Below are 24,886 nucleotides of genomic sequence, written 5' to 3' on the forward strand. Positions count from 1 at the left end.
TGCTACCAATCAACGTTGCGGACATGCTGTCGACGGACGTAGCTGGAGATCGCCCAAGCGCACCATGAGCACATCGCAGGACGACCAGATCGATCAACTGGTGCAGGCGCGCTGGCGCGAAATCGGGCTGTCGCAGGCAGATCTCGCCGAGATCCTGTGCGCGGGAGCCTCCCTGCAAAAGAACGGCGTGGACGGCACCGTAAAAATCGATACCGGGCGCCTGGCCACCGTCGCCGAGATGCTCGGGATCGCCGCCGATCTCCTCAATCGCCGGCCCGCCACCACGGCGCTGGCACACGGCGGCCTGGCGTCGGAATCGCTGCAATCCCTGCTCGAGCTGCGCATGCTGCGGGTGTTCCGCGACGTCAACGACCCCGACACCAAGCGGATCCTGATCGAGCTCGCCGAGCAGATCGTCAAGCGCCAGACCACGCCGCCGGAAACCCGCTAGAGGTTTCCGGCAGATCGGCTGGTACGCCGCCTGGCAAAGCGCCATCGCGCCTTCCGTAAGGGGCCATCGCGCATGGTCGCGATGCGTCGATCCCCATTGATAGAACGGCAGAATCCGTGTCTGTGACGGGGCGCCGGGGAGATCCATGCCGGCCCGGCGACGGCCGGGCGGGCGGGCCGCGGCGTCGTGAACCCGGGCCTTTCGCATGTCTGCCACCGATTCCACCACAACGCCTGCGTCCGGCTCCTGGATCGCCAACCAGCCGTATCTATTGCTCTGCATCACCGCGATGTGCTGGGCCGGCAATGCGATCGTCGGCCGGCTCGCCGCCGGCCACATTCCGCCGGTGACGCTGTCGTTCCTGCGTTGGTTCGTGGCGTTCCTGATCATCCTGCCGTTTGCCTGGAAGCATCTCGCCAGCGACTGGCCCGCGATCCGCAAGAATCTCGGCATCATGCTGCTGCTGTCGATGACCGGCATCAGCGCCTTCAACACGCTGCAGTACTGGGCGCTCGAACACACCCAGGCGCTCAACACGCTGCTGCTGCAATCCTCCGTGCCGCTGATGGTCGCGCTGTGGTCGCTGATCCTGCTCGGCGCGCGGCTGACGCTGGCGCAGCTTTGCGGCGTCTTGCTGTCGCTCGCCGGCGTGCTGGTGATCCTGCTGCACGGCGATCTTACGACGCTGTCGAAGATCGAGTTCAACAAGGGCGACCTGATCTTCATCGCCGCGCTGGTGATCTTCGCGTTTTACTCGGTGCTGACCCTGAAGCGGCCCAGGATCCATGGGCTGTCGGTCGCGGCCTTTACCTTCGGCTGCGGCGCGCTGTTCCTGATCCCGTTCCTGATCTGGGAACTGGGCACGCGTCCGGTAATGCAGCTCACGGCCGGCAACCTGCTGTCGCTGTTCTATGTCGCGGTATTCCCCTCGACGGTGGCCTATCTGTGTTTCAACCGCGGTGTGCAGCTGATCGGCGCCAACCGCGCCGCGCCGTTCTTCCACATGGTTCCGGTGTTCGGCACCATCATGTCGATCGTGTTCATCGGCGAGCATCCGCAGGCCTTCCACTTCATCGGCTTCGCGCTGGTGCTGGCCGGCGTCTTCGCGGCGTCGCGGAGGCAGTCGGCCTGAGCTACCCCGCGTCCGCAGGCGCGGTGACGGGCGCCGGCAAATCCGCTATTGATCGAGCCCTGCTTCGCGAACGGATGTCTGCATGGCGCGCGCCAGCAATGTTGTGATCGGCACCCTGACGCTGGCCCTGATCGCCGGCTCGCTCGGCGGCTGGCTGGGCTATCAGCGCTATGCCGGCATCAAGCGGATGGTGCCGTTCCGCGTCGTGTTCGAGGGCTCGGCGTCGGGCCTGCGCCGCGGCGCCAGCGTCAACTTCGCCGGTGTGCGGATCGGCGAGGTGGTCTCGATCAGGCTCGACCGCCACCGCGTGGTGGCGATGACGCGGATCGAGGGCAACGCTCCGATCAAGAAGGACACCCAGGCCGGCCTCGAATTCCAGGGCCTCACCGGGATCGCCTCGATTTCCTTCACCGGCGGCACCGACGAAGCCCCGCCGCCGCCGCTCGGCGCCGACGGCATTCCCGAGCTGACCGCCGACGCCGAAGGCACGATGGGCATCCAGGAGAAACTGCGCGTCGCGCTGCGCAATGTCGACCGCGTCATCACCGAGAACGAGGCCGACATCAAGGACTCGCTGCTCGGGCTCGAGAACTTCACCAACTCGCTGTCCGGCAATGGCGAATTGATCGCGGGCTTCATCGATGCCGCCGACGACGGCATCAGCACTGTCGACGCCAAGCTGACCTCGGCCGACAAGTTCCTGAAGAGCTTCGGCAGCGACAAATATGGCGGCGAGCTGTTGCCGACCGTGATCTCGCTGCGCGAGCTGGTCCAGAGCTTCGACAAGAAGTCCGGCACCATGATCGCCGAGACCCGCAAGACGCTCAGCGACGTCAGCCAGTCCGTCAACACATTCAACGAGAAATTTGTCCCGCCCGCCGCCAGGCGCTAGCCTCGCTTTCCAGCCAAGAACCAAGAACAACACCCAAGAACAACGGAAACGCCCAACGTGCACGACCGGACCGCAGCGCCCTCCCCACCTCCCGCCACCGTCAACCGCGCAGCGATCGCCGTGCCCCGGCATTTGCGGCGCTATCTCACGCTCGACGATTTCGAGCCGCAGGCGCGGCGGCTGCTGCCGAAATTCCTCTACGGTTACATCTCCGGCGGCGCCGAGACCGACGCCGCGCGGTCGGACAATCGCCGCGCATTCGACGAATACGGCTTCGTGCCGCGCGTGCTGAACGACGTCTCCGGGCGCGACCAGACCACGACGCTGTTCGGCAAGAGCTACGCCTCGCCGTTCGGGATCCCGCCGATGGGCTCGTCCGCGCTGTGCGCCTATCGCGGCGACATCGTGCTGGCGCGCGCCGCGGCCGCGGCCAATGTCCCGATGATCCTCTCGGCCTCCTCGCTGATCACGCTGGAAGACGTCCGCGCCGCCAATCAGCAGGCCTGGTACCAGGCCTATCTCGCCGGGCTTCCCGAGCGCATCGAGCCGCTGGTCGATCGCGTCGCGGCAGCCGGCTACGACACCTTCGTCGTCACCGCCGACGTGCCGGTGCCGCCCAACCGCGAGAACAACATCCGCAACGGCTTCCAGGTGCCGCTCGAGATCACGCCGCGGGTGTTCTGGGACACCATCACCCATCCGGACTGGCTGCTGAACACGTGGGCGCGCACCGTGCTCAATCACGGCATGCCGCATTTCGAGAACATGGACGCCAAGCGGGGCCCGCCGGTGCTGTCCAAGAACTTGATGCGCAACATCGGCAGCCGCGACCAACTCGCCTGGAAGCATGTCGAGCTGATCCGCAAGCGCTGGCCCGGCAAGCTCGTGGTCAAGGGGCTGATCTCGCCGGAGGACGCGCGGCTGGCGCGCGAGCACGGCTGCGACGGCGTCATGGTCTCCAACCATGGCGGCCGCCAGCTCGACTACACTGTCTCCGCCCTGCGCACGCTGCCTGAGATCGCGGCGCAGAAGGGCGGCATGACGGTCATGATGGACGGCGGCGTCCGCCGCGGCACGGACGTGATCAAGGCGCTCGCGCTCGGTGCCGACTTCGTCTGGGTCGGCCGGCCGTTCCTCTACGCCGCCGTGGTCGCAGGCGAGGCCGGTGTGTCGCGCGCGATCTCGCTGCTGCACGCCGAGATCGACCGCGACCTCGCGTTGCTCGGCATCCGCAGCCTGAAGGAGATTACCCCCGATCTGGTGCGGAAGTTCTAAGAGCGTTTTCGAGCGAAGTGGATACCGGTTCGCGTGAAGAAAACGCGTCACAACAAGAGTCTGGAGCCCCCTTCCGATTCTGTCGGAAAGGAAAAGGCTCTAGACTCACGCATAGCGCGCCGCGCCCATGCAGAGCGCGGTGACCGCGAGCAGCCCGGCCGCGATGCGCTGCGCCACCGCCAGCCTGGAACGCGCAGCCGACTTATCGCCCGCGCTGCTGTGCAGCTGCCGGACCGCGCCGCCGCCGACGATGATCTGGACGGCGATCGCGGCCAGCGCGGCGCTCGCACCACCGGTCAAAATCTGCTCCGACAGAGCGAACGAGCCTTCATGGGCCAGGCGCCAGAGCGTGGCGCCGGTCACGATCGCGACTGTCGCGGCGCCGATTTGCGGAAACAGCAATTTTTCGCCGCCGAGGCCGCCGGTGCGTGCCAAAGTGAAGCTGGAGCCGGCCCAGAACACCGATGACAGGACGTGAAGGGACAGCGCTATGATGAGTGCGGTCTGCATGGTTTCGCTCCAAGGGCACTGGAAATTAGATATACATGATGTATAGTCAATCCGACAAAAGCAAGGCCGACCGATGCTGCCGCGCAGCTATGTGAGCCCGGCGCGCAGTGCCGCCGCCGCCGAAACCCGCGAGCGCGTGATCGAGGCCGCCTCGCGCACGCTGCGCGAAGGCGAGAGCATCGCGCGCTTCTCGCTGGATACGGTGGCGAAGGCCGCCGGCGTGACGCGCCTGACCGTCTACAACCAGTTCGGCTCGCGGCGCGGGCTGCTCGAAGCCGTGTTCGACGAGATCGCGCGCCATGGCGGGCTGCATCAGCTCGCCGATGCCATGGCAATGGCCGATCCGCGCGCCGCGCTCGATCGCATGGTGGAGATCTTCTGCGGCTTCTGGAGCCGCGATTCCGCTGTCGGCCGCCTGCACGACGCGATGGCGACCGATCCCGAATTCGCCGAGGTGCTGCGCGAGCGCAACGAACGCCGCCGCCATGGCGTCGCCGCATTGATCGACCGCATCGCGCGCCGGAGCGCGTCGCCGCAGGCCCGCAAGGACACCGTCGACCTGATCTTCACGCTGACGAGCTACCCGACCTTCGCCTCGCTGAGCGCGGGGCGGTCAAGGGATGAGGTCTGCCGGGTGCTGCAGACGGCCTGCCGCGCGGCGCTTGGACCGCTGATTGGGCCGCGGACGTGAGCCATAGCGATCCCTCAGCCGTCATTGCGAGGAGCGAAGCGACGAAGCAATCCATCTCTCCGCGCTTGGAGGTATGGGTTGCTTCGCTTCGCTCGCAAAGACGTAGAGGGAGCACGCACACCTCACCCGACCTTGAACTTGCTGTAGGCCTCGCGCGTCGCGATGATGACGTGCTCCTCGCAGCCGTTGCGGCGATGCGGGTCGCAGCGGGTCTCGTAGTCGGCCGAGGTCATCATGTCGAGGAAGGCAGCGACGCTCGGGTAATAGACCAGCGCGAGATAATCCCAGCGCTGGCCGGCCGGCTCGCCCAGCGCGACCGTCTCGGCGCTGCCGGTCCAGAGCAGCGTGCCGCCGCGCGCCTTGATCATGGGGACCGTGAGCGCGCTGTAGCGCAGATAGGCATCCCAGCCCGAGCCGTCGCCGTCGAGCGACCGCTGGCGAAATCGCATCAGGTTGACCATCACGACCGGAGCCTCTTGATCCAGTTCGCTCAAGCCTTTGACGTTCAATAGATCGACACCCATCAGCTGCTGCTCCACCCCGGAATAATACGGTCACGTCGGCCAGACCACTGCGGCCGACCGCAACGATTATGTCACATCGCCGGACTAGCCTGAAATATCGCCGGGCCGTAAGCTCGCGTCAGCTCTCGGAGGTCAATGCCGTGATGACCCTTCCCGAACTTGCGGCCGACGCGCTCGGCAAATTCCTCGGTGAATACATGCAGCGCCGGTTCGGCTCTTCGCAGACCCAGCTTGTCGAGATGGTGCCCTCGATCGCGCGGATCGCGATCGAATGCATCGGCAACAGCGACGCGCTCTACCACAATGTCGAGCACACCATGCTGGTGACCCTGGCTGGCCACGCCATCCTGCGCGGCCGCGCGCTGCACGCGCACATGAACGCCGAGGATTATGCGCATGTCATCGTCGCCTGCCTCACCCATGACATCGGCTACGTGCGCGGACTGTTCGATGCCGACGACGAGAACGGCTATCTGGTCTCAGCCGACGGCCGCAAGGTGATCCTGCCGCGCGGCTCGTCGGATGCGGGGCTGATGTCCTATCACGTCGACCGCTCCAAGATGTTCGTGATGGAGCGGCTCAAGGGCGTCGCGCTGCTCGACAAGGAGCGCATCGTGCGCGCCATCGAGGGCACCCGCTTTCCGCAGAGCGCACCTGATGGCAATGAGGAGTTCGGCGAGGAAGCCATCCTGCTGCGCGCGGCCGACCTGATCGGCCAGCTCGGCGATCCCCATTACATCCGCAAGGCCAACGCGTTGTACCTTGAATTCGAGGAGGCCGGATTGAACCGCCAGCTCGGCTACGATTCGCCGGCCGATCTCGTCGACCTCTATCCGCGCTTCTACTGGGACAGCGTCGCGCCGCACGTGCAGAAAGCGATCCGCCACCTCAACATCACCTCGACCGGACGACAGTGGATCGCCAATCTCTACAGCAACGTATTTCGCGCCGAGCGCGACATCTCGTTGTCTGGACCGCAGAGATAGGCGGGCATCCGAGACACATCCAATACCTATCCCCGTCACCCTGAGGAGGCCGCACCGCGGCCGTCTCGAAGGGTGACGGGGATAGTTCTGCATTCGACGTCGTGTCCTGCGGCGATGACACCGCATGCATGGCTCCAATCCGCTCTTTCGTCTTGTGGCGACTGCGGATTCGGGCACAACATCCGCCAGACAATGACCGCTTTGCCCGCACCCGCCACACCCCAGCGCCATCAGCCGCTGCACTGGCTCAATAACCAGCCCTATCTGCTGCTCAGCCTGACGTCGCTGTTCTGGGCTGCCAACATCGTGCTGGCGCGGCACGTCGGCAGCCATGTGCCGCCGGTCACGCTGACCACGATCCGCTGGCTCGGCGTGTTCCTGATCCTGCTGCCGTTCGCCTGGCCGCATTTGAAGGAGGACTGGCCGAAACTGCGCAGGGCGCTGCCTCTGATGCTGCTGTTGTCCGCGGTCGGTTTCGCGTTCAACAACGCGATCTCCTACTGGGCGATGCAATATACCGAGGCGCTGAACGCGCTCTTGATCCAGTCGGCCGGGCCGCTGTTCGTGGCGCTGTGGTCGCTGATCCTGTTCGGCGTGCGGCTGACGCCGGCGCAGCTTGCCGGCATCGCGATCTCGCTGGCGGGGGTGCTGACCATCATCCTGCGCGGCGACTTCTCGGCGCTTGCCAGCATCAGCTTCAACCGCGGAGACATCATGTTCGGCGCCTCGCTGGTGTCGTTCGGGCTGTATTCGGCGCTGATCCCGCGGCGGCCGAAGATCCACCAGCTCTCGCTAATCTCGTTCACCACCTGCTGCGGCGCGCTGATGCTGCTGCCGGTGGCGATCTGGGAATTCGCCAACGGCGTGACGCTGAAGCTCGACGTTCTGACCTTTGCCACGCTGGGCTACACGCTGATCTTCCCGTCCACGCTCGCCTATCTGTTCTTCAACCGCGGCGTCGCGTTGATCGGGCCGAACCGCGCGGCGCCGTTCTTCCATCTGGTGCCGGTGTTCGGCTCGGCGATGGCGATCCTGCTGCTCGGCGAGACGCTCGCGCCGTTTCATCTGATCGGCTACGCGCTGGTGCTCGCCGGCGTCATCATCGCCTCTCGGCAGGGATCGGCGAAGCACTAGCCGAAGGCATGGCTAGCCAACCTTGCGCAGGCCGGCGGATTTGCGTGGCGAATGTGGCTTTGCCGCCAGCGTGTCCGTGATGAAGTCGATAAACCGCCTCACCTTGGCCGGCACGTGGCTACGCGAGGCGTAATAGACGTAGAGCGGAAAGCGCTCGTCGGGCCAATCCGGAAACAGCTCCACCAGCGCGCCGCTCCGCAGGTGATCGTCGATGCCGATATCGATCACCTGCGCGATGCCGAAGCCGGCCAGGCAAGCGCCGAGCTTGGTTCCTGAATCGGTCACGGTGAGCCGGCCGTGGACCGCGACCGGCACGACCTCGCCGCCGCGCCAAAACTCCCAATCGAACGGACGCCCGGTCGCCGCGTCGATGGCCTGGATGCACTGATGGTCGCGGCTCGCCAGCTCCCGCGGATCAAGCGGCCGGCCGTGTCGCTCCAGATAGATCGGCGAGGCCACGGTGAGCACCCGCGCCTCCAGCACGCGGCGCGCAATCAGCGCCGACGGCACCGGCTCGCCGAAGCGCACCGCCAGATCAAAACCGTCGCTGACCAGATCCGCGATCCGGTCGCGGGTCTCGATACGCAGCTCCATGCCCGGGTTCTGCAGCAGGAACTCGCTCAGCTTCGGCGAGAGCACCATGCGGGAGAACAGCGGGTCGACATTGACCCGCAGCCTGCCGCGGACCGCATCGCGCAATTTCGCGGTCTCCGCCGCCGCCTCGCCGATCCCGGCCAGATGCGCCGCAACCCGCTCATACAGCGCGCGTCCTTCCTCGGTGAGCTCGACGGCGCGGCTGGTGCGGTGGACCAGCCTGGCATCGAGGCGCGCCTCGAGCTTGGCGATCGCCTTGCTGACCCCGGATTGCGTCATGCCGAGCCGTTCGGCAGCGCGGCCAAAGCTGCGCGCATCCGCCAGCGCTGCGAGCACCACCAGGCCGCCGACCAGCCGACCGTCAACTTCGTCCATGCCGATGCCTCTCAGTCATCCAAGAGATGACCGTCCAGTCGTAGCACTCCGCCACCATATCGGCCACTGTCGGCGCAGATCACCGGTCTGGTCCGGTGAGTCCACCGCTACATCATCGCTTAAGGAGATTTTGCAATGAGCGACATCCAGGCCATCGCAGCCGCGATCGATGGATATTTCAACCTGATGTATGACGTCGACGACAGCCGGTTTCGTGACGTCTTCTCCGATGCCTGTATCGTGCACGGCATCCGGGACGGCAAGCACACGGTGCGGTCGGCCGCGGAGTTCCGTGACTTCATCCGCAGCCGGCCCTCGCCGGCGTCGATGAAATCGCCGCGCGAGGAGGCCATCATCAGCATCGAACAGATCGCGTCCGATCTCGCCCTCGCCAAGGTGCGCGTCAGGGCCGGCCAGACCGGCTTCATCGACCACCTGGTGTTTCACAGGATCGACGGTAGGTGGCTCATTACCACCAAGGCGTTTCACGTCGCGCAGGTCTTTCCGGAAGGATCGTAGCGTCTCAACGGCCGGATTTCTGACTATCGGAATATGACAGTGAGTTGCCCGACGTGTCAAGTTACCTGAACGAGCGCGGCCGCCGCCGGCTACTGTGCATGGGGTTGTTTTCGATATTTTGGCCGCGCACCCCTGCGGCCGGCCCCGGGGTTGTGGGAGAAGCTGATCCCCTGCGCCCGGATCGGAGAAGCAGCAGGCGACTCAAAACGCGAATGCCCGAGCGAAAGCCCGGGCATTCGGATGACGTCGATCGATCGCCCAGGCGTTACGCCGCGCGGACCTTCTGCAGGAACTCGTCGACCGCGTTGCGCAGCATGCCCGACTGGGTGTCGAGCTCGCGCGCATTCGACAGCACGTCGCCGGCCGCGGTGCCGGTGGCGGCGGCCGCGGACGTGACGCCGCCGATATGGGCGGAAATCTCGCTCGAGCCGGCTGCGACCTGCTGAATGTTGCGCGCGATCTCGCGCGTCGCATCGCCTTGCTGGTCGATCGCGGTCGAGATCGAGGCAGTGATCTCGCTCATCTGCGCGATGGTCGCGGTGATGCCGCCGATCGAGGTCACCGCCTCGCCGGTGGAGGCCTGCATCGCGGCGACCTGCGCCGAGATCTCCTCGGTCGCCTTCGCGGTCTGGTTGGCCAGCGCCTTCACCTCGGAAGCGACCACCGCAAAGCCACGGCCGGATTCGCCGGCGCGCGCCGCCTCGATGGTGGCGTTGAGCGCGAGCAGATTGGTCTGGGCGGCGATCGAGTGGATCAGCTTGACCACCTCGCCGATCTTCTCGGCGCCGGTGGAGAGCGCCTGCACGGTGGCATTGGTGCGCTCGGCATCGGCCACCGCCCGGCTTGCGACCTCGCTGGAGCGCGCCACCTGGCGGGAGATCTCCGCAACCGAGCTGGAGAGCTCCTCGGCGGCGGCGGCGACGGTGCCGACATTGTTGGAGGCAGAGTCGGAAGCGGCACCCACGGTCGCGGCCCGGGCGCTGGCGTCGCTGGCGGTTGCGGTCATCGACTGCGCCGTGGTCTGCATGCCGGCGGCGGCCGAGGCGACCGTGCGGACGATGCCGTTCACGCTGCGCTCGAAGTCGCTGGCAAGGTCCTGCATCGCGCTGCGTCGCTCGGATGCGGCGCGGGCCTGCGTTTCGGCCTCGGCCTGCTCGAGCCCGCGGATGCGGATCGCATTGTCCTTGAAGACCTGGACGGTTGCCGCCATGCCGCCGACCTCGTCGCCACGGCCGACGCCGGGAATGTCGCCGTCGAGCTTGCCATCCGCGATGTCGCGCATGCGGGCACCGAGCAGGTTCAGCGGCCGGGAAATGCTGCGCCCGATCAGCCAGGCGACCGAACTCGAGATGACGCCGATGCCGAGGATCGCAAGTCCGAGCAACCAGGCAATCGGGCGCATCTTGGCGTCAATATCGTCGAGATAGGCGCCGGTGCCGAGATACATGTCGAAGCCTGGCACCGCGACCGCGTAACCAAGCTTTCGGATCGGCGTCTCCTGACCGGGCTTCACATATTCATAGAACAGCAGAATGTCGCCCTTGGCCTTCACGCCGTCCATCAGCTCCTGCGACAGCTTGCGGCCATTGGTCACGACGTCCATGCGGTTGGTTCCTACCTGCTTCGGATCGGGTGCCAGCACCGTGATGCCGTTGTAGTCCGTGCCGAACAGATAGCCCGAGCCGTTGTCGTAGGTCATGGCGTTGGCGCGCTTGCCGAACTCGGCGAGCGCAGCCTCCTTGGTCATCTTCCCGGCATCGACTTCTTTCTTCAGGCTCGCCGCCATGTTCTTCGCCATCTCGACGATGGCCTTGGCCTGGTCGATGCGAGCGTTCGTCATCTCACGCTGCATCAGCTGACCGGCGAGGATGCCGGCCGTGCACAGACCAAGGAGGGTCACCCCCACCAGAATGCCGAGCTTGGGGGTGATCTTCAGATTTGACAGCTTCACGGGGATCTCCAGAAGAGGCGGGAAACGCGACGCAATTGGCGGATTGATTCCGTTCACCGTAATGTGAGACCTTTTACCCGATGGTTACGGAGGTTCCCCGTAGAAGCCCGGAGAATCGGGCCGCGGACCAACCGGCAATTGTGGAGGCAACAGCACAGCTCGCGTAGAAGTATGGGAAGGCGGTGACGCAAGCCCCGCTCCGACAAGCAACAAGACCAAGAAACAAACCAGCAAGAATCAAGAACAGAAGACCTCACATCGGGAGCAGACAATGTCGAAATTCAGGGTAGTGACGCCGAAGGGCGCGAGCTTCACGGTCGCCGGCGGCGGCTACGACTATGAGCGCGAGGCGCTCGATCCGATCGGTGCGGAGATCGTCGAGGCGCCGGCCAACGAAGCCGAATTCATCGCTGCGGCGCGCAACGCAGACGCGATCTACGCCAAGGGCATGCCGATCACCAAGGCGGTCATCGACGCACTCGAAAACTGCAAGGTTATCACGCTCGGCAGCGTCGGCGTCGACTCGGTCGACGTCAAGGCCGCCACCGCCCGCGGCATCCCCGTCACCAACATCCCCGACACCTTCATCGAGGAGGTCGCCGACCACGCCATGATGCTGCTGCTCGCCGGCTTCCGCCGACTGATCGAGCAGGACAAGATGGTGCGCTCAGGCCGCTGGGCCGAGGGCCGCCCGGCGCTCCTGAAGATTCCGCGGCTGATGGGCCAGACGCTCGGCTTCATCTCGTTCGGCCGCGTCGCCCGCGCGGTGGCCAAGCGCGCCGCGCCGTTCGGCCTCAGGATGATGGCCTACGATCCTTTCATCCAGGAAACGCTGATGTACGACCACGGCGTGATCCCGTCGACGCTGTCGGAGGTGCTGTCGCAGTCGGATTTCGTCTCGATGCACGCGCCTGCGCGGCCCGAGGTGCATCACATGCTGACCGAGAAGCATTTTCGTCAGATGAAGAGATCAGCCATCTTCATCAACACCGGGCGCGGCGCCACGGTCGACGAGGAAGCGCTGATCAAGGCGCTGCAAGAGGGCTGGATCGCCCACGCCGCACTCGACGTGCTGGAGAAGGAACCGCCGTCGCACAACAATCCGATGCTCGGGATGGACAATGTTACCTTGACCGCCCATGTCGCCTCGGCATCGGCACGTTTTGACGAGGCACGCAAGCGCCGCGTGGGCTACGAATTGTCACTAGTGCTGCAAGGCATGTGGCCGGTAAGCTGCGTCAACCCGTCGGTGCTGCAAAACACCGCGCTGCGCCGCTGGCAGCCCGTCAGCATGGATCGCGGTCCGAACAGCTAGGCGGGCGACGCGTTGCGCGCGAAGCCTCGCCTCGTTGGCAACGCGGGCCTCTCGCGCGGCGGGCGCACCGAGACGACAAGGCCCTTCACCGGCGGGCAACGCCGGGAAGGAAACAATAGAAGCAGGGAGTGCAAACGGCATGACGTACGAGGTCACGCGTCGCGACGCGCTGGCGCTGGGAGCTTCGGCGGCGGCACTGGCAATTACCGGCGCTTCGGCGCAGGAAGCGTCGAAGGTGAAGGCCGCCGACGTGGCGGCGCCGTCGCTGCCGATCGAAAAGGGCGCGGCCCTGCGCATGCTGCGGCCGGTGCGCTTCGTCCAGGCCGACGAGGACGTGTTCCGCGCCAACGTCAAGAAGTTCACCGACAAGACCGGCGTCGAGGTCAAGGTCGACTTCGTCGGCTGGGAGGACATCAACCAGCAGACCGCGGTGACCTCGAATTCCGGTGCCGGCCCCGATATCATCATCGGCTTCGGCGATGCGCCGCACATCTATATCGACAAGCTGATCGAGCTGACCGACGTCGCCGATTATCTCGGCAATCGGTACGGCGGCTGGCTGACGCTCGCGCAGCGCTACGGCATGCGCTCGAAATCTAAGAGCTGGATCGGCCTGCCGTTCGGCGCCTCCGGCGGCCCGCTGGTTTACCGCAAGTCGCTGGTCAATGCCGCCGGCTTCGACAAGGTGCCGGAGGACCACGCCGGCATTCTCGATCTCTGCAGGAAGCTGAAAGCTGCCGGCAAGCCGGCGGGCTTTGCGCTCGGCAACGCGGTCGGCGACGGCAACGGCTTCGCCAACTGGCTGCTGTGGTCGCACAACGCCGCGCTGCTGGATGAGGAAGGCAACATCACCGTCAACAGCAAGGAGACGATCGCCGCGCTGAAATATCTGAAGGAGCTCTATCCGACCTTCATCGCCGGCACGCCGTCCTGGAACGACGTCTCCAACAACCGCGCCTACTCGTCGCAGGAGATCGGCCTCACCGCGAACGGCGTCTCGCTGTACTTCTCGCTGAAGAACGATCCGGCCACCAAGGCGATCGCCGACGACACCGAGCATCAGTTGCTGCCCAAGGGGCGGGCATCGACCTCGCCGATGTCGGGCCTGACGCTGAATGCGATGGTGTTCAAGCACAGCCCCTATCCCAACGCGGCGAAGGCGTTCCTGCAATTCATGCTGGAGAAGGAGCAGTACGAGCCGTGGCTCAACGCCAATTCCGGCTACTGGTCGCAACCGCTCGCTGCCTACGTCGATGCTGCGGTGTGGTCGGGCGATCCCAAGGTCGCGATCTTCAGGAACACGATGAAGAGCCCCTACTACAACGGCTACAAGGGGCCGATCTCGACCGCGACCGGTGCCGTCACTGCCGACTATGTGCTGGTGCAGATGTGCGCCTCGGTCGCAACCGACGCGGCGACGCCGGAAGCTGCAGCCGCGGAAGCCGAGCAGCGCGCCAAGCGGTATTTCCGGCGGCAGAACCGGTAACTGCGGTCATCGAGACTGTATCAACCGTCATTGCGAGCGAAGCGAAGCAATCCATAGCGCCACAGCGGAGGAATGGATTGCTTCGTCGCTTCAGCGCAAAATTGCTTCGCAATTTTGTCGCGAGCTCCTCGCAATGACCACAGCGGACGAGCATCGGATGTCTGTAACGACGCTACCTTCGCGAGGACACGCGCTCCGGCAACCGGGCTGGCTGGCACGCCTGTTCGACTACAAGCCGTTCCTGATCGTGATGTGCCTGGCGCCCGCGATCGGCCTGCTGCTGGTGTTCCTCACCTATCCGCTCGGCCTCGGCATCTGGCTCGCCTTCACCGACACCACGATCGGCCAGCGCGGCGTCTATATCGGGCTGGAGAACTTCCAGTATCTGCTCAAGGATCCCTTGTGGTGGAACGCGGTGTTCTACTCGATCTTCTACACCGCGGTCGCAACCTTCGGAAAATTCGCGCTCGGCTTCTGGCTGGCGCTGCTGCTCAACAACCATTTCCCGCTCAAGAGCCTGATCCGGGCCATCGTGCTGCTGCCATGGATCGTGCCGACAGTGCTCTCCGCGCTGGCGTTCTGGTGGATCTACGATCCGCAATTCTCGATCATCTCCTATCTGCTGGTCGAGGTGCTGCACCTGCGCGACAGCAATGTCGACTTTCTCGGCTCGCCCTGGCCGGCGCGGTTCTCGCTGATCGCGGCCAATATCTGGCGCGGCATCCCGTTCGTCGCGATCTCGCTGCTGGCCGGGCTGCAGACCATCTCGCCTTCGCTCTATGAAGCGGCGATGCTCGACGGCGCCACCTCCTGGCAACGCTTCCGCTACATCACCTTCCCGATGATGATGCCGATCCTGGCGATCGTGATGACGTTCTCGATCATCTTCACCTTCACCGACTTCCAGCTGGTCTACGCCATCACCCGCGGCGGCCCGGTCAATTCGACCCATCTGCTCGCGACGCTGGCATTCCAGCGCGGCATCGCCGGCGGCGAGCTCGGCGAAGGTGCGGCGATCGCGGTCTCGATGATCCCGTTCCTGGTGTTCGCGACCTTGTTCAGCTATTTCGGCCTCGCGCGACGCAAATGGCAGCAGGGAGAAGCCAATGACTGACGTCGCAGCATCGAACGTCGCCCGCGCCGCACCGGACACGATGTCGTGGGACTCAGGCGCCCGGCGCGCAGTGATGATCTATCTGCCGCTCGCCTGCTTCGTCCTGATCCTGCTGTTCCCGTTCTACTGGATGGCGATCACCTCGTTCAAACCGAACGCGGAGCTCCTGAACTACAAGGAGCACAATCCGTTCTGGATCACCTCGCCGACGCTCGCGCATGTCAAGCATCTGTTGTTCGACACCTCGTATCCGCGCTGGCTGAAAACCACCATGCTGGTCGCGATCGGCGCGACCTTCCTGTCGCTGTTCGCCTCGACGCTGGCCGCCTACGCGATCGAGCGGCTGCGCTTCCGCGGCAGCCCCTATGTCGGGCTCGGCATCTATCTCGCCTATCTGGTGCCGCCGTCGATCCTGTTCATTCCACTCGCCACCGTGATCGTGCAGTTCGGCCTGTTCGATTCGCCGCTGGCGCTGATCCTGGTCTATCCGACCTTCCTGGTGCCGTTCTGCACCTGGCTGCTGATCGGCTATTTCAAGTCGATCCCCTATGAGCTCGAGGAATGCGCGCTGGTCGACGGCGCGACGCGGCTGCAGATCCTGTGGCGGATCACCTTGCCGCTGGCGGTGCCCGGCCTGATCTCGGCCGGCATCTTCTCCTTCACGCTGTCCTGGAACGAGTTCATCTACGCGCTCGCCTTCATCCAGAGCGGCGCCAACAAGACCGTGCCGGTCGCGATCCTGACCGAACTCGTCACCGGCGACGTCTACCAGTGGGGCGCGCTGATGGCGGGCTCCCTGCTCGGCTCGCTGCCGGTCGCGCTGTTCTATTCGCTATTCGTCGACTACTACGTGTCGTCGCTGACGGGGGCGGTGAAGGAGTAGCTGGGGGCACAGCCCATCCTCGTCATTGCGATCGAAGCGAAGCAATCCATTGCACCGCATGTGCGGGCCGATGGATTGCTTGGTCGCTTCGCTCCTTGTCATGACAGATGTGGCTAAGACTAAAGCGCGATGAGATTGGGTTGAATCGTCATCGCGCTTTAGCTTCTTGTTTGAGCATGGTCTTTTCGGAAAACCGCTTCACACTGTTCCGGATCATTCTCTAGCGCGGCACGAACGCCACCGGCACGCTGAAAGCCATCGAGCCCTGCGCGGCCTCGGATGGAAACGCCGGAAACGGCTGAGCCTGGCGCACCATCGCCAGCGCCCGCGCGTCGAAGGTCGGATTGCCGGATGAGCCGCCAAGATGGCTCGACAACACCTGCCCGCCGCGGCCGAGCGTAAACACCAGGCGGACCACGCCGCGTTGGCCGTTGCCGCCGGCCGGATAGGCATGGAAGCGCAAGAGATGCGCGCGGACGCGTGCGTTGTAGGCTGCGATCGCCGACGCCGCGGCGCCGGCGCTGATCGCGGATGCCGCCGGCGCCTGGCGTTCGGCCCGGCTCGGCGCGCTGGTGCGCGGCGCCGGCGTCGCCTCTGACGGCCTCTTTGCTTCCCGGCGGACCACCTTCGGCTTGATAGGTTCGGGATTCCGCTCCGGAACCAGTTGCGCAGGCTCGGGCTTCGGCGGCGTGGCTTGCGGCTTCTGCTCCGGCGGCGCCGTCACCTCGGGCTTTTCCTGCAGTGGCGTCGGCGCGATCTCCTCCGGAACGGGCTGCGCGGCGGCAGGCTCCGGCGGCGAGGCATCGGCCTCCTGCATCGCCAGGCCCGGCGGTAGCTCGGTCTCGGAAATCGTCGGCGCCGATGTGATCGGCGTCAGGTCGACCAGCACGGCGGGCACCGCCACACCGGGCGACGGCGCCGACACCCAGGTGATGCCGAGCGCGATCAGCGCCGCATGCGCGGCCAGGATGGCGGCCGCCGACAGGCCCCACCGCCGCAGCCTGGTATCGTCGCCCGCATCATGAAGCGCATACGCGTTCATCGGAACATGTCTTGTTGGCGCATGATCCTGCCGGAAAACCGGTATCCACTCCGGATCATGCGCTAGCTGCGTCCGTCGAGGCCGACCAGCGCGATCTTGAGATAGCCGGCATTGCGCAGCAGGTTCATCACCTCCATCAGGTCGCCATAGCTGACCGCCTTGTCGGCGCGCAGGAAGATGCGCTCGTCCTTCTTGCCCTGCGTGGCGCCATCGAGCGCCGAGGTCAGCGCATCGCGCGCGATCAGATCCTCGCCGACCGCGACCGAAAGGTCTGATTTCACCGTGACGAACACCGGCTTGTCCGGCCGCGGCTGCGGCTCGGCGGTCGAGGCCGGCAGATCGACGCCGAGGTCGACGGTCGCAAGCGGCGCCGCCACCATGAAGATGATCAGCAGCACCAGCATCACGTCGATGAACGGCGTGACGTTGATCTCATGCGCTTCGGCCAGATCGTCGTCACCGCGACGCCGGCCACCGAATGCGCCGCCCGATCCGAGCTTCGCACCCATTGGCTACTCCGCGGCGCGCGCCAGCCGGAACAGGCTGCGATCGCCCTCGCGGCTGACCAGCAGCATCACCATGACAGAGGCGTCGCCGAGCAGCGCTCGGTAGGCCGCGATCGAGCGGGTCAGATGATTGTAGATCACGACCGCCGGGATAGCAGCCACCAGGCCGAGCGCGGTCGCCAGCAGCGCCTCGGCGATGCCAGGCGCGACCACCGCAAGATTGGTGGTATGGGCCTCGGAGATGCCGATGAAGGCGTTCATGATGCCCCACACCGTGCCGAACAGGCCGACGAACGGCGCCGTGGCGCCGATCGTGGCGAGCACCCCGGTGCCGCGCGCGATCTGCCGCGACATCGCCGCCTCGACCCGCTCGAGCCGCAGCGCGATGCGCTCCTTGAAGCCGTCGTCGAACATGCCGCCGGACAGCGCGGCCTCGCGCGACGCCGACTGCACGATCTGCGCGACGGCATCGCTGCCGTCGCGGCTAGCCTGCTCGACCTCGGCAAGCTGCGTGTCGCGCTCCAGCAGCCCGATCCGTTGCCGGGCGAGCGTGGTCTTGCGGCGGATCTCGACGGTCTTGGCGAGCCAGACCGTCCAGGTGACGAGCGAGGCGAAGGCGAGGCCGATCATGACAGCCTTGACGACGATGTCGGCGTTCTCGAACATGCCCCAGGGCGAGAGATTGCGCGGCAGCAGCGCGGCGTCGGCTGCGGCAAGGCTCGCGCCCGGCAGCATTGCGAACGTGGCCCCGGCCAACATCCCGATCCGTCGCCCAAGCCAGCGATGCGACATGGTCGCCTCCCGTCCTTCGTCGGTCTCAGCCCGCCTTCGGTGCGAGGCGGTCTGCCAGCGCGTGGAAACGTGCCAGCTGATCACTGCGCAGCGCGCGCGTCTCGTCGCGGCCGACGAACACCTTGAACATGATGCCGCCGTCGAGATTGATGAAGGCGATGAAGGCCGACACCTTGCCCATGAAGGGCCGCTCGACGAACGCGATCGCCGCACAGCGCTCATGCCGGAGGTGGCCGTGCAGGCCCTTCGGCTGCATCAGGTTGAAATAGCCGCGGCCCACCTCGCCTTTCGGTATGGCGCCGGTGAACTCGAAGATCGCGTCATCGGTGTGCACGATCAGCATCACCTCGCCCCATTCCGCGATGTCGTGCATCGCGGCGGCGAACTCACCGGCACCGAACCGCACCATGTTGCCCGGCAGCGCCTCCAGCACCGCGCGCGGCGTCACGTTGCGCTCGCGCGCGACGTCCTCGATGACAGCGCCGGGATTGTCGGCCATGTAGGCCGTCAACCCGGCTGGCTCCGCGTTCTGCACGGCCGCCTCCGTCACGCCGGGCTCTTGGCGCGCTCGGTGATCAGCACCTCAAAGCCTTCGAATCGGGGATGGCCGAGATAGAGGCTGCCGCCGGTCTCGTTGCCGGCGCGAGAATGCGCGCGGCGGAACGCTTCGGACTTGGTCCAATCCTCGAATGCCGCCTTGCTGGCCCACACCGTGTGGGTCGCGTAGAGCGTATGATCCTCGGCCTCGGGGCCCTTCACGAGGTGAAACTCGATGAAGCCCGGCAGATCGCCGAGATAGGATTCGCGGGTCTTCCAGACCGTCTCGAACGCCTGCTCCTTGCCCCTGATCACCTGAAACCGGTTCATTGCGATGAACATGAAGCCTTCTCCTGTTTGACGGCGGATGCCTCGCATCCTGCCGGTTGATCTCGTTGATATCATGAATGCGCCAAGGAATGCGCCAAGGCCGCGCCGGGGCACCAGCGCGGCCGGAGCAACCTGGATGGATTGATCGGCTGGTCGCGTCACGCTCCACCTAGGTGAATCTTCAGCCCGGCCTTGTAGACGGTGCCCGGACCGGGGCTCGAGAACAGCACGTCGTTTTGCGTCGTGCCGTCGCTTGAGGAACCCGGGATCGCATAGGGCCGATAGTACTGGTTCAAGAGATTGTCGACCGACGCCGTGAAGGTGATGTCCTTGGTGGCGTTCCAGGTCAGATAGAGATTGACCAGCTCGTAGCCGGTCGAGGGCAGATAGCCCGCCGGCGGGTCGTTGTTGGCACCGAACGAGGACCATTGCGCGGCGATGATCAGCGAGCGGTCGAGCAGGCGGACGCCGCCCGTCGTTGTCACCTTGCGCGGCGTGATGGTGGCGAGCCCGACATTGGTCGCGGTGTTCCGGCCGCGCATCAGATGGCCGGCGACGCCAACGAACCAGTCACCTGCATCATACATCGTCTCGAGCTCAAAGCCCTCGATGCGGGCGTGGGCGATATTCTGGTACTGGTAGAATTGGCTGAAGCGTCCGAACGGCGTCGTGGTCGGCGCCGACGCGACGAGGTCGATGTAGCCATCGACGTCGTTGTGGAACACGTTGATCTTGCCACGGAATGAATCATTCGCGGTGAAGATGCCGTCATACTTCAAATTGATGCCGGCTTCCTTGTTCTTGCCGACCTCGGGCCGCAGCGCCGCATTTGGCAGGAAGCAGAACAGGCCGCTGGTGCCGTCGGGGCAGTTGAACAGCGCCGGCCCGCCGCCGGTGGCATGGCCGCCCGCGATCAGCGTCTCGGTGATCGACGGCGCGCGATAGCCTTCGGCATAGCTGACATAGGGCGTGAAGCCGGTCACCGGCGTGACGCTGAGCGCGATCTTCGGCGACAGCCGATCGCCGCCGGTCGTGGTGTTGATCGAGCTGAGCTCGTAATGGTCGTAGCGGACCGCACTGACGAGTTCGAGCCAGCTCGAATAGTTCTGCTTCAACTGCACGAAGCCGCCGGACACCGTACGCTGGCCGCCGGGCGTCGTGATGTTGGAATTGCCGCGCGAGTCGAAGGTCTCGACATCGTCGCGGAAGGCGTCGAAGCCGTAGGTCACGGCGTTGCGCCAGTCGCCGAAGTTGAAGCGCGAGGTGTTGTTGACGTCGAGGCCGACGGTGTCGAGCGAATAGCCGCGCTTGTCGCCGACGCAGCCGGAGATGTTGTTGCCGGGATTGGCGAGCGTGCAGACGCCGCCGCCTGACGTGATACGGTTGTTGTAGGTCTTGACCTGGTCGTTGTCGGTGCTGTTGCCGTAGACCGAGATGTTCCAGTCGAACAGCATGTCGTCGGGCTTCGAATATCGCCAGCTCAGCGTGCCCGTGTAATTCCTTGCATCGGAAGCGTAGACCGAGGAGCCTGCGATCGCTGCCAGCGGCGCCGCCGTCGTGGTCGGGCCGCGGTTTTGCTGACCGATATTGTACTGGTAGTCCTGGAAGACACCGCCGATCTTGAACTCGTGACCTTCGGCCGGGCGGATCGTCACCTTCATCAGGCCGGCCGCGATATCGTTGCCGGTGTTGCCGATCTCGGTGCCTGCGCCGTCCTTGTAGTTGCTCTGGGTGCGATAGACCGCGCCGCCGAACACGTCGACATTCGGATCGACGCGCACGCCGCCGAACACCGAGCCCATGCCGCGGTCTTTGTTGGACCCGTAGGAGCCCGACATGTCGACGCCCCAGCGCTCGCCGGGACGCACCACATCGTCGATGTCCTTGGTGCGGAACGAGACCACGCCGCCGATCGCGCCGGAGCCGTAGATGTTCGCGGTCGGGCCGCGCACCACGTCGACGCCGCCGATCAATTCGGGATCGAGGAAGAACGAGCCGTTGGCGTTGTGGCCGGTGCGTTGATAGTTCTGCCGCGCGCCGTCGACCACGATGGCGACGCGGCCAAAATCCTGCAAACCGCGGATGTTGATCACGGTTGCCGGATCGTCGCCGCGTTCCTGGAACGAGACGCCGGGCACGTTATAGAAGATGTCGGATACCCGGTTCGGCTGCAGGCCCTGAATTTTCTCCAGCGTGACCGAGCTGACCGGCGCCAGCGCGTCGATCGCGCGCTCCTCGGTCTTGGACGCGACGGCCGTGATGGTGTCGAGCGATTGCACCGGCACCGCGCCGATCTGCGCGCTCGCATTCACCGCAGGCGCCGCCGCCTGCGGTTCGGCCGCGGGCTTCGGCTTCCGCTTGGCCTGCTTCGGCCGCTCGGACGCGGGGCGCGCCGCCGACGCATCGGCGGTTTGCGCCAAACCGCTTGCCGGCAGCGCTGCCGAAAATGAAAATACAGACGCGCCCAACATCAAGGCGCGCGAAACCCTAGCCCCGTCAGCCATTCTAGCCCCAGCCCGATCATCGCTCTTCTGGTTTGGCTGGCGTGCGCTCCACCGAGCGGCTTGCTGGCTACGTCGCGATGCAAGTCACACACTTGCATCGTGTGATGATTGGTTACGAGCCGGCAACAAAATGGTCAAGAATGCGGCGGCGCTGTTTACATCGATTGTAAAGTGCGGCCGTTGGAATGCGCCTTCGCCCGCTTGTACAAGCAAGCATCATTTGAAGGTTTCGAAGGCGCAGCACCACGAGCATGTCGGCAACTTCCGGAGACAACACCGGCGCGGCGGGAAAGCCGGCCGTATCAGCGTCTGACGCCGCCAAAGCGCTCGTCATGCACGGCAATCGCCTCGACAGCCGCGAGCTGTTCTCGACCGAGCGCGAGATCATCATCGTGCATGGCGAAGAGCATTACCGCTTGCGGCTGACCTCGCAGAACAAGCTGATCCTGACCAAGTGACGGCCCCGATGACAATTTGTCGCACGCTCGCCCTGCTCGCACTCACCTGTCTGCTGCCGACGGGCGCAGCAATGGCCGAGGGCATCACCGTGCATGACGCGCGCGACCGCGACGTCGTGATCGACGATCCCACGCGGATCGTCTCGATCGGCGGCGCGATCACCGAGATCCTCTATGCGCTCGGCTTCGAGGACCGCATCGCCGGCGTCGATGCGACCAGCCTCGACCCGCCGTCCGCGCTGCGTGAGAAGCCCGACGTCGGCTACATGCGCCAGTTGTCGCCGGAGGGCGTACTCGGCCTGCATCCGTCGCTGGTGCTTGCGGTGCAGGGCTCCGGGCCGAAGGAGACTATGGACGTGCTGGAAGCGGCGAAAGTGCCGCTGGTGCTGGTGCCGGAGACGTTCTCGGAAGCCGGGCTGGTCGAGAAGATAAAGCTTGTCGGCCATGCCATGGGCGCCGATGCCCGCGCCGCTTGCCTCGCCACGGCGGTGGAGAGCGACCTCGCGCAACTGCGCGCGTTGCGCGCCAAGGTCACGAAACCGGTGCGCGTGATGTTCGTGATGTCGCTGTTGAACGGCCGGGCGCTGGCCGCGGGCCACAAGACCGCTGCCGACGAGATCATCCAGCTCGCGGGCGGCGTCAACGCGATCGATGGTTACGACGGCTACAAGCCGGTCAATGACGAGGCTATCGTGGCGGCGAAACCGGACGTCGTGCTGTCGATCGATCGCGGCAAGGACTCGCTGACGTCGGAGGCCGTGTTCGCGCATCCGGCCTTCGCGCTGACATCGGTCGCGGCCAACAAGGCCTTCATCTCGATGGATGGGCTCTATCTGCTCGGCTTCGGCCCGCGCACCGCGGCGGCGGCGCGCGACCTCTCGGTCAAGCTCTATCCGGCGCTGGCGCCGGAGGCCGCCAGCTTCAAGCCGGCGGCGCTGACCGCGAGCTGCCGGCAATGAGCGTGCTGGCCGAACGCCGCACGCGTGCGACCCAACGGCGCTCCGGCATGTCGCTGCGGCCGGCGGCGACACTCGTTTTGCTCTGCCTGATTGCGGCGCTCGCGGCAAGCGCGCTGGTCGCCCTGACGGTCGGGGCTGCCGGCATTCCATTGGCACGGCTGCCCGCCGCGCTCGGGCTATGGACCGACGGCATGGCCAACCCGCTGCTCGCGCGCGACCAGCTCGTGGTGTGGTCGATCCGGATCCCGCGGATCGCGGCTGCCGCGATGGTCGGCGGACTCCTTGCCCTATCGGGTACAATCATGCAGGGCCTGTTCCGCAACCCGCTCGCAGACCCCGCGCTGGTCGGCGTCTCCTCCGGCGGCGCGTTTGCCGCCGCAGTGGCGATCGTCTTCACCGACAGCCATCTCGGCGAGAGCCTGCGCTTCCTGCAGCATCAACTGCTGCCGATCGCGGCTTTCGCCGGTTCGCTGATCACGACCGTCGTGCTGTATGGCATCGCCAGCCGCGGCGGCCGGACCTCGATTGCGATCTTCCTGCTGGCCGGGCTCGCGATTGCCGCGATCGCCAATGCCGGCATCGGCGTCTTGGTCTTCGTCGCCGATGACCACCAGCTCCGCGACATCACCTTCTGGATGCTGGGTTCGCTGAGCGGCGCGACCTGGAGCAAGCTCACGGCGCTGGCGCCGGTGCTGGCCATTGCTCTGATCACCTGCCTCTGGATTGCGCGCGGGCTCGACGTGCTGGTGCTCGGCGAGGCCGAGGCGTTTCACAGCGGCGTCGATGTCGAACGGCTGAAGCGGATCTCGATCGTGCTGGTGTCGGCGATGACCGGCGTCGCGGTCTCGGTCTGCGGCGTGGTCGGTTTCGTCGGCATCGTGGTGCCGCATCTGCTGCGGCTGGTGGTCGGCCCCTCGCATCGCCTGCTGCTGCCGGCGTCCGCATTGCTCGGCGCGATCCTGCTGGTCGGCGCTGACACGGTGGCGCGCACCATCGTGGCGCCCGCTGAGATGCCGATCGGCATCCTGACCGCCGCGATCGGCGCGCCGTTCTTCCTCGCCATGCTGCTGCGCCAGCGCGGACTGGTGTCGCTGTGAGCGCGCTGCTGGAGGCGCAGTCGGTATCGATGACGACCAGTGGCGCCATCCTGGTCGATGCGGTCTCGCTGCAGATCGGCGCCGGCGAGATGGTCGCGATCGTGGGCCCCAACGGCGCCGGCAAATCGACCTTGCTGCGGATGCTGTCGGGCGATCTCCGTCCGTCGCGCGGAACGATCCGGCTCAGGCAGCGCGACCTCAGCGCCTATGGTCCGCGCGAATTGGCGCAGCACCGTGCGATGCTGTCGCAGCACGTCAACGTCAGCTTCCCGTTCACGGTCGAGGAGATCGTCAGCATGGGCGCCGGCGAAAGCCCGCGCGCGGTGACGCGGGCGCTGGTCGCCGCCGCGCTGGACGAGGTCGCGCTGGCGCATTTCCGTTTCAGGCAGTTGCCGACGCTGTCCGGTGGCGAGCAGCAACGCGCGCATTTCGCCCGCGTGCTGGTGCAGCTCGCCTGCGGCGAGGCGCTGCATGGGCCGGGGCTGTTGTTGCTGGATGAGCCGACATCGAGCCTCGATCTGCGGCATCAGATCGACCTCGTCGAGACCGCCCGGCGGCGCGCCGCGCGCGGCACCGCCGTGATCGCGATCTTGCACGACCTCAATCTCGCGATGCGGTTTGCCGACCGCATCCTGCTGCTGCATCGCGGACGCCTGGCCGTCGACGGCGACCGCGCCGCCGCGATGCAGGCCGATATGCTTCGCAAGGTATTCGAGATCGACGCCACGATCGGTCATACCGGGGGTGGCGTGCCGTTCCTGCTGCCGCAGACGATGCGGCCGGCGGACAAGGCGACGTAACGCCGCAAGCCTTATCGCGTCGCAACATC

At 65.7% G+C, this 24,886-nt stretch carries 26 protein-coding genes; 16 read left to right on the top strand and 10 right to left on the bottom strand.

Annotation, left to right across the window (positions count from 1 at the left end):
- The first annotated feature begins 64 nt into the window (after positions 1–64).
- The 4 genes from AKN83_RS26570 to AKN83_RS26585 all read left to right on the top strand — a co-directional run bounded on the left by AKN83_RS26570 (position 65) and on the right by AKN83_RS26585 (position 3,750).
- Positions 65–451 carry a hypothetical protein gene (locus AKN83_RS26570; protein ID WP_050403272.1) on the top strand — a complete coding sequence of 129 codons (387 nt, stop codon included), beginning with the start codon at positions 65–67 and terminating at the stop codon, positions 449–451.
- Positions 452–656: 205 nt separating this feature from the next.
- A complete protein-coding gene (locus AKN83_RS26575; RefSeq protein ID WP_050403271.1) occupies positions 657–1,583 on the top strand; it encodes a DMT family transporter in 927 nt (308 codons plus the stop codon).
- Between the two features lie 82 nt (positions 1,584–1,665).
- Positions 1,666–2,475: an MlaD family protein gene (locus tag AKN83_RS26580; protein WP_050403270.1), complete on the top strand. Its 810-nt coding sequence runs from the start codon at positions 1,666–1,668 to the stop codon at positions 2,473–2,475.
- A 120-nt stretch (positions 2,476–2,595) separates the two neighbouring features.
- Positions 2,596–3,750, top strand: coding sequence for an alpha-hydroxy acid oxidase (locus AKN83_RS26585; RefSeq protein WP_050403269.1), 1,155 nt, complete (start codon positions 2,596–2,598; stop codon positions 3,748–3,750).
- A 105-nt stretch (positions 3,751–3,855) separates the two neighbouring features.
- Here AKN83_RS26585 and AKN83_RS26590 read toward each other — a convergent pair whose 3' ends face one another.
- Positions 3,856–4,260, bottom strand: a complete 405-nt coding sequence (locus AKN83_RS26590) for a hypothetical protein (RefSeq protein WP_050403268.1) — start codon at positions 4,258–4,260, stop codon at positions 3,856–3,858.
- Between the two features lie 73 nt (positions 4,261–4,333).
- Between AKN83_RS26590 and AKN83_RS26595 the strand changes: the two genes are divergently transcribed.
- Positions 4,334–4,951, top strand: coding sequence for a TetR/AcrR family transcriptional regulator (locus AKN83_RS26595; protein WP_050403267.1), 618 nt, complete (start codon positions 4,334–4,336; stop codon positions 4,949–4,951).
- A gap of 122 nt (positions 4,952–5,073) precedes the next feature.
- Here AKN83_RS26595 and AKN83_RS26600 read toward each other — a convergent pair whose 3' ends face one another.
- Positions 5,074–5,475: a DUF1330 domain-containing protein gene (locus AKN83_RS26600; RefSeq protein ID WP_050403288.1), complete on the bottom strand. Its 402-nt coding sequence runs from the start codon at positions 5,473–5,475 to the stop codon at positions 5,074–5,076.
- A 140-nt stretch (positions 5,476–5,615) separates the two neighbouring features.
- Here AKN83_RS26600 and AKN83_RS26605 point away from each other — a divergent pair, with 140 nt between their 5' ends.
- Together AKN83_RS26605 and AKN83_RS26610 are read left to right on the top strand one after the other, a co-directional pair.
- Positions 5,616–6,461 carry a metal-dependent phosphohydrolase gene (locus AKN83_RS26605; protein WP_050403287.1) on the top strand — a complete coding sequence of 282 codons (846 nt, stop codon included), beginning with the start codon at positions 5,616–5,618 and terminating at the stop codon, positions 6,459–6,461.
- Between the two features lie 192 nt (positions 6,462–6,653).
- Positions 6,654–7,595, top strand: coding sequence for a DMT family transporter (locus tag AKN83_RS26610; RefSeq protein ID WP_050403266.1), 942 nt, complete (start codon positions 6,654–6,656; stop codon positions 7,593–7,595).
- Positions 7,596–7,607: 12 nt separating this feature from the next.
- Here the strand turns inward: AKN83_RS26610 and AKN83_RS26615 are convergent, their stop codons facing one another.
- Entirely contained in the window at positions 7,608–8,564 is a 957-nt protein-coding gene (locus tag AKN83_RS26615) for a LysR family transcriptional regulator (RefSeq protein WP_050403265.1), read from the bottom strand.
- A 135-nt stretch (positions 8,565–8,699) separates the two neighbouring features.
- Here AKN83_RS26615 and AKN83_RS26620 point away from each other — a divergent pair, with 135 nt between their 5' ends.
- The gene (locus tag AKN83_RS26620) at positions 8,700–9,083 is read left to right on the top strand and encodes a nuclear transport factor 2 family protein (protein ID WP_050403264.1); all 384 of its coding nucleotides are present in this window, start codon (positions 8,700–8,702) and stop codon (positions 9,081–9,083) included.
- A gap of 265 nt (positions 9,084–9,348) precedes the next feature.
- Here AKN83_RS26620 and AKN83_RS26625 read toward each other — a convergent pair whose 3' ends face one another.
- Complete coding sequence (locus AKN83_RS26625; RefSeq protein WP_050403263.1) at positions 9,349–11,034, bottom strand: methyl-accepting chemotaxis protein; 1,686 nt, start codon at positions 11,032–11,034, stop codon at positions 9,349–9,351.
- A gap of 271 nt (positions 11,035–11,305) precedes the next feature.
- On the opposite strand from AKN83_RS26625, the gene AKN83_RS26630 reads away from it, so the two are divergent.
- The 4 genes from AKN83_RS26630 to AKN83_RS26645 all read left to right on the top strand — a co-directional run bounded on the left by AKN83_RS26630 (position 11,306) and on the right by AKN83_RS26645 (position 15,832).
- Positions 11,306–12,349 carry a C-terminal binding protein gene (locus AKN83_RS26630; RefSeq protein WP_050403262.1) on the top strand — a complete coding sequence of 348 codons (1,044 nt, stop codon included), beginning with the start codon at positions 11,306–11,308 and terminating at the stop codon, positions 12,347–12,349.
- A 139-nt stretch (positions 12,350–12,488) separates the two neighbouring features.
- Complete coding sequence (locus tag AKN83_RS26635) at positions 12,489–13,835, top strand: ABC transporter substrate-binding protein (protein WP_050403261.1); 1,347 nt, start codon at positions 12,489–12,491, stop codon at positions 13,833–13,835.
- 157 nt (positions 13,836–13,992) lie between these two features.
- Positions 13,993–14,949, top strand: a complete 957-nt coding sequence (locus AKN83_RS26640) for a carbohydrate ABC transporter permease (protein WP_050403286.1) — start codon at positions 13,993–13,995, stop codon at positions 14,947–14,949.
- Positions 14,950–14,989: 40 nt separating this feature from the next.
- Entirely contained in the window at positions 14,990–15,832 is an 843-nt protein-coding gene (locus AKN83_RS26645) for a carbohydrate ABC transporter permease (RefSeq protein WP_244522116.1), read from the top strand.
- Between the two features lie 220 nt (positions 15,833–16,052).
- Here the strand turns inward: AKN83_RS26645 and AKN83_RS26650 are convergent, their stop codons facing one another.
- The 6 genes from AKN83_RS26650 to AKN83_RS26675 form a co-directional block, all read right to left on the bottom strand.
- Positions 16,053–16,874, bottom strand: coding sequence for an energy transducer TonB family protein (locus AKN83_RS26650; protein WP_050403259.1), 822 nt, complete (start codon positions 16,872–16,874; stop codon positions 16,053–16,055).
- Positions 16,875–16,936: 62 nt separating this feature from the next.
- Positions 16,937–17,383 (bottom strand): TonB system transport protein ExbD, encoded by a 447-nt coding sequence (exbD, locus tag AKN83_RS26655; RefSeq protein WP_050403258.1) that lies wholly within the window; start codon positions 17,381–17,383, stop codon positions 16,937–16,939.
- Between the two features lie 3 nt (positions 17,384–17,386).
- Positions 17,387–18,139 (bottom strand): tonB-system energizer ExbB, encoded by a 753-nt coding sequence (exbB, locus tag AKN83_RS26660; RefSeq protein WP_050403257.1) that lies wholly within the window; start codon positions 18,137–18,139, stop codon positions 17,387–17,389.
- A 58-nt stretch (positions 18,140–18,197) separates the two neighbouring features.
- Positions 18,198–18,671, bottom strand: a complete 474-nt coding sequence (gene hutX, locus AKN83_RS26665; RefSeq protein ID WP_172803625.1) for a heme utilization cystosolic carrier protein HutX — start codon at positions 18,669–18,671, stop codon at positions 18,198–18,200.
- A gap of 47 nt (positions 18,672–18,718) precedes the next feature.
- Positions 18,719–19,051, bottom strand: a complete 333-nt coding sequence (gene hmuQ, locus AKN83_RS26670) for a heme-degrading protein HmuQ (RefSeq protein ID WP_050403256.1) — start codon at positions 19,049–19,051, stop codon at positions 18,719–18,721.
- 146 nt (positions 19,052–19,197) lie between these two features.
- The gene (locus AKN83_RS26675; RefSeq protein WP_157113581.1) at positions 19,198–21,543 is read right to left on the bottom strand and encodes a TonB-dependent hemoglobin/transferrin/lactoferrin family receptor; all 2,346 of its coding nucleotides are present in this window, start codon (positions 21,541–21,543) and stop codon (positions 19,198–19,200) included.
- A gap of 251 nt (positions 21,544–21,794) precedes the next feature.
- Here AKN83_RS26675 and hemP point away from each other — a divergent pair, with 251 nt between their 5' ends.
- From hemP to AKN83_RS26695, 4 genes are read left to right on the top strand one after another with little or no spacing between them, the layout of a single operon-like run.
- Entirely contained in the window at positions 21,795–22,001 is a 207-nt protein-coding gene (hemP, locus tag AKN83_RS26680) for a hemin uptake protein HemP (protein ID WP_050403255.1), read from the top strand.
- Between the two features lie 8 nt (positions 22,002–22,009).
- The gene (locus AKN83_RS26685) at positions 22,010–22,960 is read left to right on the top strand and encodes a heme/hemin ABC transporter substrate-binding protein (protein ID WP_063695544.1); all 951 of its coding nucleotides are present in this window, start codon (positions 22,010–22,012) and stop codon (positions 22,958–22,960) included.
- On the top strand, positions 22,957–24,057 hold the full coding sequence (locus AKN83_RS26690; protein ID WP_050404419.1) for a FecCD family ABC transporter permease: 1,101 nt from the start codon (positions 22,957–22,959) through the stop codon (positions 24,055–24,057). Before AKN83_RS26685 ends, AKN83_RS26690 begins: the two co-directional genes overlap by 4 nt.
- Positions 24,054–24,857, top strand: coding sequence for a heme ABC transporter ATP-binding protein (locus tag AKN83_RS26695; protein WP_050404418.1), 804 nt, complete (start codon positions 24,054–24,056; stop codon positions 24,855–24,857). Before AKN83_RS26690 ends, AKN83_RS26695 begins: the two co-directional genes overlap by 4 nt.
- Positions 24,858–24,886: the final 29 nt, after the last annotated feature.

The organism is Bradyrhizobium embrapense, assembly GCF_001189235.2.
In the GTDB taxonomy this organism is placed as follows: Bacteria; Pseudomonadota; Alphaproteobacteria; order Rhizobiales; family Xanthobacteraceae; genus Bradyrhizobium; species Bradyrhizobium embrapense.

Bases quoted from the DNA above. Each gene is read 5' to 3' on its own strand.
- AKN83_RS26570 (WP_050403272.1), top strand. From the start codon at position 65: ATGAGCACATCGCAGGACGACCAGATCGATCAACTGGTGCAGGCGCGC.
- AKN83_RS26610 (WP_050403266.1), top strand. From the start codon at position 6,654: ATGACCGCTTTGCCCGCACCCGCCACACCCCAGCGCCATCAGCCGCTG.
- AKN83_RS26595 (WP_050403267.1), top strand. From the start codon at position 4,334: ATGCTGCCGCGCAGCTATGTGAGCCCGGCGCGCAGTGCCGCCGCCGCC.
- AKN83_RS26615 (WP_050403265.1), bottom strand. From the start codon at position 8,564: ATGGACGAAGTTGACGGTCGGCTGGTCGGCGGCCTGGTGGTGCTCGCA.
- hutX (WP_172803625.1), bottom strand. From the start codon at position 18,671: ATGGCCGACAATCCCGGCGCTGTCATCGAGGACGTCGCGCGCGAGCGC.
- AKN83_RS26635 (WP_050403261.1), top strand. From the start codon at position 12,489: ATGACGTACGAGGTCACGCGTCGCGACGCGCTGGCGCTGGGAGCTTCG.
- AKN83_RS26645 (WP_244522116.1), top strand. From the start codon at position 14,990: ATGTCGTGGGACTCAGGCGCCCGGCGCGCAGTGATGATCTATCTGCCG.
- hmuQ (WP_050403256.1), bottom strand. From the start codon at position 19,051: ATGTTCATCGCAATGAACCGGTTTCAGGTGATCAGGGGCAAGGAGCAG.
- AKN83_RS26675 (WP_157113581.1), bottom strand. From the start codon at position 21,543: ATGGCTGACGGGGCTAGGGTTTCGCGCGCCTTGATGTTGGGCGCGTCT.
- AKN83_RS26685 (WP_063695544.1), top strand. From the start codon at position 22,010: ATGACAATTTGTCGCACGCTCGCCCTGCTCGCACTCACCTGTCTGCTG.
- AKN83_RS26575 (WP_050403271.1), top strand. From the start codon at position 657: ATGTCTGCCACCGATTCCACCACAACGCCTGCGTCCGGCTCCTGGATC.
- AKN83_RS26640 (WP_050403286.1), top strand. From the start codon at position 13,993: ATGTCTGTAACGACGCTACCTTCGCGAGGACACGCGCTCCGGCAACCG.
- AKN83_RS26600 (WP_050403288.1), bottom strand. From the start codon at position 5,475: ATGGGTGTCGATCTATTGAACGTCAAAGGCTTGAGCGAACTGGATCAA.
- exbB (WP_050403257.1), bottom strand. From the start codon at position 18,139: ATGTTGGCCGGGGCCACGTTCGCAATGCTGCCGGGCGCGAGCCTTGCC.
- AKN83_RS26690 (WP_050404419.1), top strand. From the start codon at position 22,957: ATGAGCGTGCTGGCCGAACGCCGCACGCGTGCGACCCAACGGCGCTCC.
- AKN83_RS26650 (WP_050403259.1), bottom strand. From the start codon at position 16,874: ATGAACGCGTATGCGCTTCATGATGCGGGCGACGATACCAGGCTGCGG.
- hemP (WP_050403255.1), top strand. From the start codon at position 21,795: ATGTCGGCAACTTCCGGAGACAACACCGGCGCGGCGGGAAAGCCGGCC.
- AKN83_RS26590 (WP_050403268.1), bottom strand. From the start codon at position 4,260: ATGCAGACCGCACTCATCATAGCGCTGTCCCTTCACGTCCTGTCATCG.
- AKN83_RS26630 (WP_050403262.1), top strand. From the start codon at position 11,306: ATGTCGAAATTCAGGGTAGTGACGCCGAAGGGCGCGAGCTTCACGGTC.
- AKN83_RS26620 (WP_050403264.1), top strand. From the start codon at position 8,700: ATGAGCGACATCCAGGCCATCGCAGCCGCGATCGATGGATATTTCAAC.
- AKN83_RS26580 (WP_050403270.1), top strand. From the start codon at position 1,666: ATGGCGCGCGCCAGCAATGTTGTGATCGGCACCCTGACGCTGGCCCTG.
- exbD (WP_050403258.1), bottom strand. From the start codon at position 17,383: ATGGGTGCGAAGCTCGGATCGGGCGGCGCATTCGGTGGCCGGCGTCGC.